Genomic DNA, 8,159 nt, shown 5'->3' with positions numbered 1-8,159 from the left:
GTGCAATTCTTCGGCGTGCTCACCAAATATTCGACGTACTGCTTCTTGGTAATCATATCCCTAAAATGATACTTGTGGTCCTCAAGCGTAAGTCCTGCGAATGTCGCAGTCGGATTACGTAACACCCTCAACCTGGCCAATGCGCCAAATGCAGGCATGATCAAAGAACGGACGATGCAAATGGCACAACTGCAGATGGTCCAACAACCGCCAAGCCCAGTAAACGAGGCCCTAGGGCATCACCGCATCCTACCCACCTCACCGTTGACCGAAGTGCCGTTTGTCTGTTGTCCGACGTGTTAAGGTGTACGAATGGAGATAATCTTGTAATTCCCTCTCCCTCAGGGAGGGTGAGGGTGAGGGAATGGAATAAGGAAAACCACTTTTTCTTCCCCTCATCCTGACCTTCTCCCGGCGGGAGAAGGAACCCACTGCCGTGGGTACACGAATAATACCGAACACTTCTGATACAAAACTACCCCACCCTCCGCACCAACTCAGCCATCACCGCTGCCGCTTCAGTTCCTTCCTGTCGCAACCCCGCGACGACCCCCTGACGATCTTCAGCCGGGCGATTCTGACTCACCTTCCACTTTCCAGTGAGCTGCGTGATCGGTATTTCAACCCCAACGATGGCGCCTAACATCTTGTCAATGTAGTCATCAGGCGCATCAGTGGTTCTCCACGGCTCACTGCGTCCGGCTTCGTAACGATTGGTGAGGCGATCGACCAATTGCCGCAGCCACACTTTATCGTCGATAAAATACAACGGACCATGCGCATGCACCACGACATAGTTCCACGTCGGTACCACCTTGCCAGTCTCTTTTTTACTCGGGTACCAAGAAGGGGAAATGTAAGTATCCGGCCCCTGAAAGATCGCGAGCGACGGTGTTCCAGAGGCAAGATCTCGCCACAACGGATTTACACGAGCGATGTGACCACGGAGAATCCCGAACGGCGTAGGCTCTGGGTCAATCTCAAACGGAAGATGATTTGCGTCCAGGCCATGAACAGTCAGCGTTACCAATGCGGCCAACGGATACGTACGCATCAAATCGTGCAAGACGGGAACCCGCATTTCTTCGAAGTGTTTGGGAAGATACATGACAGTCCTCTCTTCATTCAGCAAGCTACGGATCGTGAAGGGCGAGGAGTATCGCGCGTAAGCCTCACCGTCAATCATTTGCAGGAGTGAAGACCAATATCGCCCGCCGTGTTCGTAAGGTATACTCCTTCCTTGGAGAAAACCACGACATGGCTACACCAACAGCGCCAGAGACGTCTTCAGTCGCAGCCTCTGAGGTTCCGGTTTCCCGTGCTGCTCAGTGTGTGATTCTCAACGGCATTAGTTGGGAAACGTACGAACGCCTACTCACTGAACATCATTGCCAGGGATAACCGAAGAAGCACTGAATCATCTACTCGGAACACTCACCCAAATGAAGCAGACCGCTTGGGTTCGCCACGTGCGACAGTGGGCACGCCAAGCCCAGTAGTAGGTCGATGGTAGCATTTCTCGCCGACTGGTCGTTACCAGTTGGCGGGAAATCTCGGCAGTGCGTTTTGGTATGTGATCGGGTTGTGTCGATTTGAGCCTGGGGAGCTTGATGCATTTTTACCGGCGGGGACGTTACGGCAACTCGGTCCGGATGAACCGTTGTAGAACAGAGAGTGATGGGAACAGGCTTTAGGTTTTAGGCTGAAGGCTGCAGGGAGAGGAAAAAAGCGCCTCCCAAAGGAGCGAGCGATAAGAGCTATGACCAGCCTTGGCGTTGCAAAGAAACTTTACCGATTTCCCACCAGACCATGTTGATATAGGTCTCCTAAATGAAATCTGCCGTGTGACTACTCTCCATGCATCGACAGGCTCAGCATGAACGGACAAACCTCAACGCGTGCAAGCTCGCACCCGTACACCCTGAGCTTGTCGAAGGGTGGTGTAGAGCTCTCATGTCTTCATTTCAACTAGGATACCTATAGATGTCAGGCGGATGACAGTTCCCATACGCTGCCGTCTGGTGCGAAAGCGTGGATGACGAAGGAAACGGCGAATACCTCTTGCAGTGTCAGTGACTAAGCCTGTGGTGACGACAAGGCAATAATTCTGATGACAGAGCCGACGACGAAAAAAATCATCATCGCGAGTGAAAAAGGTCGGGGATTTTAAACGATGGAGGTAGCGCAGAATCTCTTCAAAGTCTTGCCACTCTGGGCGACCGATGTCTCGTCCAATCTGTTGTGGGCGTAGGCGCGCTTGTCGCAAGGTCTCGACTTGATGTTCGGGAATATTGTGATCGAGAAGAATCACGCTGCCGTCTTCGTTTTGGGCAAGACCTCACGCACGATCCCTTTACGACTCAGAGTGAGGGCTTCATGTACTGCTTCTGGAACGATACGCCCTTGGTATTCTCGGGCTATTTGCTCAGCCGTGAAATTCGCCCGAAGCAGTTCTAATGCATCAGATACCAGGATGCGTGTGCCTTTGAAGATTAAACGTCCGCCACACACGCGCGTGTCAGTGGCTAAATATCGACCAATTTCAATCCGCGCCATGGAAGTTCTCCGTAAAAATGCACGATACGCCGCCCTAAGAAGCTGTTGAAAAACCCTTCGACAAGCTCAGGGTTAACGGAGAAAGACAAAGTGCTGAGAGAGATTTCCCGTACGTACTGAGCTTGTCGAAGTACGGTTTCGCTTTCTGGAACAGCCTCTGAGGAATATATCAACAGCTTCTAAGGGGAGGAACAAGACCAGGCTGAGCAGAGAAGAAAAAAACAAAAAGGGCGGCAATAGAACTGTAAGTGACGAAAGAAAAACCCGCGGAGTGGTGAACTCAGAAGGCGGATTAAGCAGCAAGCACCGGTTGGGTCATACGAATCTATATTACGCAATTCCAAAACGACAATTGAAATCCCCTCACCCTAGCCCTCTCCCTAAGGGAGAGGGAACTCTTAGGGTGTTTTGCGAGTGTTCTTATTTCCGCTGATCAATCGCCGCGTAGGGTTGATCGTGGGTGCCAGTGTAGATCTGATCTGGCCGGAAGATGCGGTTGTTACGCAACTGCTCAGCCCAGTGGGCTAACCAACCGGCGACACGTGCAATCGCAAAGATCGGCGTGAACTGATCAATGTGAATGCCGAGCTTGTCGTAGACCACGCCTGAGTAGAAATCGACGTTCGAGGCAATACCTTTGGCGCCAACGTGATCGTTAATCGCTTGCTCGACTTCTTGCGCGACTTTGTAGAGCGGATGTTCACCTTTCACTTTGAACAGGTGCTGCGCGAGGCCTTGCAATGCGAATGCGCGTGGGTCTTTGACTTTGTAGACCCGATGGCCGACGCCCATGATTTTTTCTTTGCGTTCAAGTTTGCCTTTGATAAAGGGGCGGACATTTTCGACCGTCTTGATCTCACGAAACATCTTGAGCGCTTGCTCGTTGGCGCCACCATGCAATGGACCAGTGAGCGCGCCAATCGCCGAGGCAACCATCGTGTACGGATCGGCCAGTGTCGAACCAACGACGAGTCCACTAAATGTTGACGCGTTCATCGTGTGTTCGGCATGGAGGATCAAGCAGACATCAAGGATATGCACATCCAACGGATCAGGATCTTGCTCGGTCAACATCCACAGGAAGTTTGCTGCATGCGATAGATCATCGCGCGGGCGGACTGGCTCATCCCCATGGCGCATGCGCTCAAAGGCAGCAACAATCGTCGGCATTTTGGCAATCAGACGAATGATTGACCAGTAGTGTTTCTCTTGACTGAGAACATCCGTTCCCGGAGGGGCTTCGGCTGCATCAATCTTGGCAGGATAGAACATCCCAAGCGCAGAAATAGCCGCCTGTAACGCATCCATCGGATGCCCATTCTCAGGCAGGCATTTGATGAGATCGGTCAGCTTATACTTGATGCGCCGATGCGTGCGCAGATCGTGATCGAACTTCGCGAGCTCGTCGCGATTCGGAAGTTTGCCCCATAGCAATAGGTAGGCGACTTCTTCGTAGGTACTTTTTTCAGCGAGCGTCTCGATCGGAATTCCCCGATACTCCAGGATCCCCTTTTGGCCGTCAATGAAGCCAACCTGTGACTCCATAATCGGCACGCCTTCAAGGCCAGGAACTAGCTGCTTCTCCATAGTTAACCTTTCCAGTACGTAACGTTAGCGTCAGTTCAGTGCTGTAACTGCGATCGACACTCTCCCACAGAGCATCGACTCATCAACCCATTTGTTTAGTGAAAGCACCCAGGTCAAAGTAGTCACGCCATGCAGCAATCTTACCATTCTTAATCTCAAACACGCCAGCAACAGGTAGCTCGACTTTTTTGGGGCCCATGACGAAACGGTCGACCCGCTCATTCATCACCACATTACCAGCGGAGGTCGTGTGTTTGATTTCAAACTGCGCTTCCTGGGCACCTTTTAGAAACGGCTCGATGAATTTGCGAATAGCAGCTTTCCCCACCATCGGTTCCATCGGAATGTTGTGATAGAAACAATCTTCGGTCATATATGAAAGCACTTCATCCGTGTTCAGCCGCGACCAGGCACGACAAAAATCCGTCACGAGTTTTTCATTTTCAGCGCTCATAGAGAGTCCTCCTTTGCACAAGTTACTGCTTCAGAAAGTCGACGCTTGCAACGCTTCTTTCCTTCATTGGAAATGTCTTATCACTGACAACCCTAGGGCGGCAAGGGAAGGCTCGGGGGTTTTTTACACTGCGAACGCACCGGTTCTGATCTTAAAAAAACTCCGCAAATATCGAGTCCGCCAATAGCAGCCCTCGCTCACTCAGCTTGACCCGGCCAACCTCCTCGATCAGTAATCCATCGGCAATCAGCGTCGGTATCTGCGAAAATGCGGCGTACACATCCGTGCCAAAGCGTGCCGCAAAAGCCGCGGGCAGGAACCCGTCCCGCTGCCGAAGATTGAGAAACATAAACTCGCCCATTGCCTGATCACGCGTGAGGGTATCCTCAACACTTCGTGCCTCACCACAAGTGATCACCTTTTCCATATAGCGCCGCGGATTGCGCTCATTGCTCCAGCGGATTCCCCAGTCCGGCGTGTTAGCGTACGAGTGCGCACCAGCACCAAGGCCAAGGTAGTTGGTACCGTTCCAATAGTTAGTGTTGTGGCGCGAACGAAATTGCGGCTGCGCAAAGCTCGAAATCTCGTAGTGCTCATATCCAGCCGTTTTGCACTGCGCTCGCACCTGTGTGTACATTTCGATCTCTTCATCTTCACTCACAGGAACGAGTCTCCCTTTCTTTCGCAGTGAGAAGAACGGGGTACGCTCCTCGTAGGTCAAACAATAGGTCGAAAGATGGGTCGGCCCATATGCAATCGCCTGAGACACATCGAAAGCAAACATATCGAGCGTTTGCCCTGGTACAGCAAAGATGAGGTCAAGACTCACGTTACGAAACCCTGCCTCGCGTACCCAGGCGAGGGAATGCTGCACGTCATCGATCGTATGCAATCTACCGAGCGTCTTTAGTACTGTAGGGTGAAACGACTGCACGCCAAAGCTCAGGCGATTCACACCAATGGCACGGTAGCCCGCAAGTTTTTCGTACGACACAGAGGCTGGGTCAGCTTCAAGCGTAATTTCCGCTTGCGGAGCGATAGCACTGTAGTCCGTGACATATTTCAGGAATCGCGCGATGGCAGATGGCGCAAATAAGGAAGGGGTCCCACCACCGAAGTAGAGCGTTTCGATCGGTTGGTTTTGCCACGGCGGCTGCGCTACATAATGACGAAACTCGGCACACAACGCCTCGACATACTGTTCTTCTGGCCACTGCTTGACGGCGTAGACGTTAAAGTCACAGTACGGACATTTGACGAGGCAGTAGGGAATGTGAACGTAGAGGGACAAGGGGTTGGGGGTTAGGGATTGGGGATTGGGGATGAGAGAAGAATAAAATTTCACAGAACGTCACTGTTTTTCTTTAACCAACCCCTAACCCCTAATCTCCAACCCCTATTTTCCGTACTTGCGAAGCACCGCGACGACCACACCACGAATCTCGACATCTTTCCCGCGAGCAATGATCGGCTCCATCTGTGCGTTGGCAGGTTGCAGACGCACGCGCCCACCACGATCAGGGAAGAATTTTTTCACTGTGGCTTCACCATTGACTAATGCGACCACCGTTTCTCCGGCCTGTGCGGTCGGTCGTTGTTCGATCACGATATAATCACCATCGAGGATGCCTTCCTCGATCATCGACTCGCCTTTGACGCGCAACGCAAAGGCAGTATCAGAACGGCGGACAAACTCAGATGGAACAGAAAGTGTGTCGTTTGTTTCGATTACTTCAATCGGCGCGCCAGCAGCAACACGTCCCAGGAGCGGCAGATCAACTGCTTCTGCTGATTTTCGTTGCTCGGGAATTTCAATGGCGCGACTCAAGTTCCATTTACGGGTGATGACCCCCTTCATCTCAAGATTCGTCAGATGCTTATGGACAGTTGCGAGTGAAGAGAGACCAAAATACGCACCGATCTCTTCAAGGGTCGGGGCATAGCCGTGGGTTGCGATATGGCTTTGTAAGTAGTCCCACATTTCCTTTTGTCGCCGCGTCAGGATCATAGAAACCTCCAGCTCCCCTTATGCCAGCGAACAAAAGGCGAATCAAGTCAAGTGCGTGATGTTTCTTCTTTTCAGGAAGTTTGAGAAAATACGTCAGTGGAGGTGTCATGCGAATCGTTCACAACAACATTAGGAAACTCTCGTTACGTTTGCTGCTGCTCGTGCTGGTGTTTCTTGTTTCCGGAGTATTTGCCTATCGCTGGCGCAACTCAGCTCTTCAAGCTGCCATCCAAATGCCACCTGATCTCAACACCATCAAACTCCCACCAGGGTTTGCTATTAGCACGTACACCCTCGACGTTCCGAATGCGCGGCAGATGGCTCTTGGTTCGCGCGGGACGCTTTTCGTTGGTTCGCTTTCAGGAAGCGTCTTTGCGGTCGTCGACCGCAACCACGACCAACAAGCGGATCAGGTCTTCACGCTCGTCACTGGATTACGTGCGTCAGCTGGCGTAGCCTTCCGTGATGGTGCCCTCTATGTTGCAGAAATTCATCGCATTCTGCGTTTCGATAACATCGAAGATCAGTTGGAAAATCCACCACAACCAGTCGTCGTGACGAGCAACCTGCCTAAAGAGGGCTGGCATGGTCTAAAGTTTATCGCCTTTGGGCCGGATAACTTGTTGTACGTCGCGGTCGGAGCACCATGTAATGTGTGCGAACGCGAGGAGCCGTTTGCCACCTTGTTACGCATGAAACCGGACGGCAGCGGTCTCGAAGTCTTCGCGCGTGGCATCCGTAATACGGTTGGGTTCGACTGGCATCCAGTTACCAAGGAATTATGGTTTACTGACAATGGTCGCGACATGCTCGGGGATGACCTTCCACCGGACGAGCTTAATCGCATCTCACAAAAAGATTTACATTTCGGATTTCCCTACTGTCACACAGGAGAGATTCCCGACCCAGATTTTGGTAAGAAACGAAAGTGCGATGCATTTGTCGCACCAGCGCAGAAACTTGGTCCGCATGTCGCGGCCCTTGGCATGACTTTTTACACAGGGACGATGTTTCCGCGGGAATATCACAATCAGATCTTCGTTGCTGAGCACGGCTCGTGGAACCGCTCAGAGCCGTTAGGGTATCGTATGACGCTCGTGCGGCTTGACGAGAGCGGAACACGAGCAGTGAAATACGAAACGTTTGCTGAGGGGTGGTTGCAAGATGGCGTTACCCGTGGACGACCAGCCGATGTCCTGGTGATGCCAGATGGGGCACTGCTGATGTCCGATGATCGCAACGATCGGATTTATCGGATTAGCTATAAACAGTGATCAGTTGTCAGTAAAAAAGGAAGATAAGTGATAGCGGTGGTTTTACTGATAACTGACAACTGAACACTCAGGTGATTTTGAGAAAAGAAGATACCCAAAGCCGAGCGAGTGAGGTACGATAGCGGAGAGACAGATAACGTAGGGAGAGGTGGAGGGGCTAGGGTGTTCAGGAAAGATTTCACCAGTCCAAGTGCTCAACAAATTAGTGGGCAACAGATTGCCGATTTGCGCTTAGCCGCAGCGCAGATGCGCGGTGCCAAGCGCCGTGCCTTTCAGGCCG

9 protein-coding genes are annotated in these 8,159 nt (G+C 51.9%); 2 read left to right on the top strand and 7 right to left on the bottom strand.

The genetic code is table 11. The features are described 5' to 3' along the window. Nucleotides 1-72: 72 nt before the first annotated feature. Nucleotides 73-303: a hypothetical protein gene (locus tag FJ147_25620; protein MBM4259266.1), complete on the top strand. Its 231-nt coding sequence runs from the start codon at nt 73-75 to the stop codon at nt 301-303. 172 nt (nt 304-475) lie between these two features. Here the strand turns inward: FJ147_25620 and FJ147_25615 are convergent, their stop codons facing one another. The 7 genes from FJ147_25615 to lexA all read right to left on the bottom strand — a co-directional run bounded on the left by FJ147_25615 (nt 476) and on the right by lexA (nt 6,605). After that, nucleotides 476-1,108 carry an FMN-binding negative transcriptional regulator gene (locus FJ147_25615; GenBank protein ID MBM4259265.1) on the bottom strand — a complete coding sequence of 211 codons (633 nt, stop codon included), beginning with the start codon at nt 1,106-1,108 and terminating at the stop codon, nt 476-478. An 843-nt stretch (nt 1,109-1,951) separates the two neighbouring features. Next, nucleotides 1,952-2,311, bottom strand: a complete 360-nt coding sequence (locus FJ147_25610) for a hypothetical protein (GenBank protein ID MBM4259264.1) — start codon at nt 2,309-2,311, stop codon at nt 1,952-1,954. Next, a complete protein-coding gene (locus tag FJ147_25605) occupies nt 2,308-2,556 on the bottom strand; it encodes a DUF433 domain-containing protein (GenBank protein ID MBM4259263.1) in 249 nt (82 codons plus the stop codon). The genes FJ147_25610 and FJ147_25605 overlap by 4 nt, the downstream gene beginning before the upstream one ends. A gap of 420 nt (nt 2,557-2,976) precedes the next feature. After that, complete coding sequence (locus FJ147_25600; protein MBM4259262.1) at nt 2,977-4,143, bottom strand: citrate synthase; 1,167 nt, start codon at nt 4,141-4,143, stop codon at nt 2,977-2,979. Nucleotides 4,144-4,225: 82 nt separating this feature from the next. After that, on the bottom strand, nt 4,226-4,597 hold the full coding sequence (locus FJ147_25595; protein MBM4259261.1) for a limonene-1,2-epoxide hydrolase: 372 nt from the start codon (nt 4,595-4,597) through the stop codon (nt 4,226-4,228). Between the two features lie 151 nt (nt 4,598-4,748). After that, a complete protein-coding gene (gene hemW, locus FJ147_25590; GenBank protein MBM4259260.1) occupies nt 4,749-5,942 on the bottom strand; it encodes a radical SAM family heme chaperone HemW in 1,194 nt (397 codons plus the stop codon). Between the two features lie 51 nt (nt 5,943-5,993). After that, complete coding sequence (gene lexA, locus FJ147_25585; GenBank protein MBM4259259.1) at nt 5,994-6,605, bottom strand: transcriptional repressor LexA; 612 nt, start codon at nt 6,603-6,605, stop codon at nt 5,994-5,996. Between the two features lie 107 nt (nt 6,606-6,712). Between lexA and FJ147_25580 the strand changes: the two genes are divergently transcribed. Then, on the top strand, nt 6,713-7,879 hold the full coding sequence (locus FJ147_25580) for a sorbosone dehydrogenase family protein (protein ID MBM4259258.1): 1,167 nt from the start codon (nt 6,713-6,715) through the stop codon (nt 7,877-7,879). The last annotated feature ends 280 nt before the right edge of the window (nt 7,880-8,159 follow it).

The organism is Deltaproteobacteria bacterium (assembly GCA_016874775.1).
Classification (GTDB): Bacteria; Desulfobacterota; Binatia; order Bin18; family Bin18; genus VGTJ01.
This window is presented reverse-complemented; position numbering and strand designations above follow the sequence as displayed.

Excerpts from the sequence above, each read along its gene's own strand:
- FJ147_25605 (MBM4259263.1), bottom strand. The coding sequence starts at position 2,556 with ATGGCGCGGATTGAAATTGGTCGATATTTAGCCACTGACACGCGCGTG.
- FJ147_25580 (MBM4259258.1), top strand. The coding sequence starts at position 6,713 with ATGCGAATCGTTCACAACAACATTAGGAAACTCTCGTTACGTTTGCTG.
- FJ147_25615 (MBM4259265.1), bottom strand. The coding sequence starts at position 1,108 with ATGTATCTTCCCAAACACTTCGAAGAAATGCGGGTTCCCGTCTTGCAC.
- FJ147_25595 (MBM4259261.1), bottom strand. The coding sequence starts at position 4,597 with ATGAGCGCTGAAAATGAAAAACTCGTGACGGATTTTTGTCGTGCCTGG.
- lexA (MBM4259259.1), bottom strand. The coding sequence starts at position 6,605 with ATGATCCTGACGCGGCGACAAAAGGAAATGTGGGACTACTTACAAAGC.
- FJ147_25600 (MBM4259262.1), bottom strand. The coding sequence starts at position 4,143 with ATGGAGAAGCAGCTAGTTCCTGGCCTTGAAGGCGTGCCGATTATGGAG.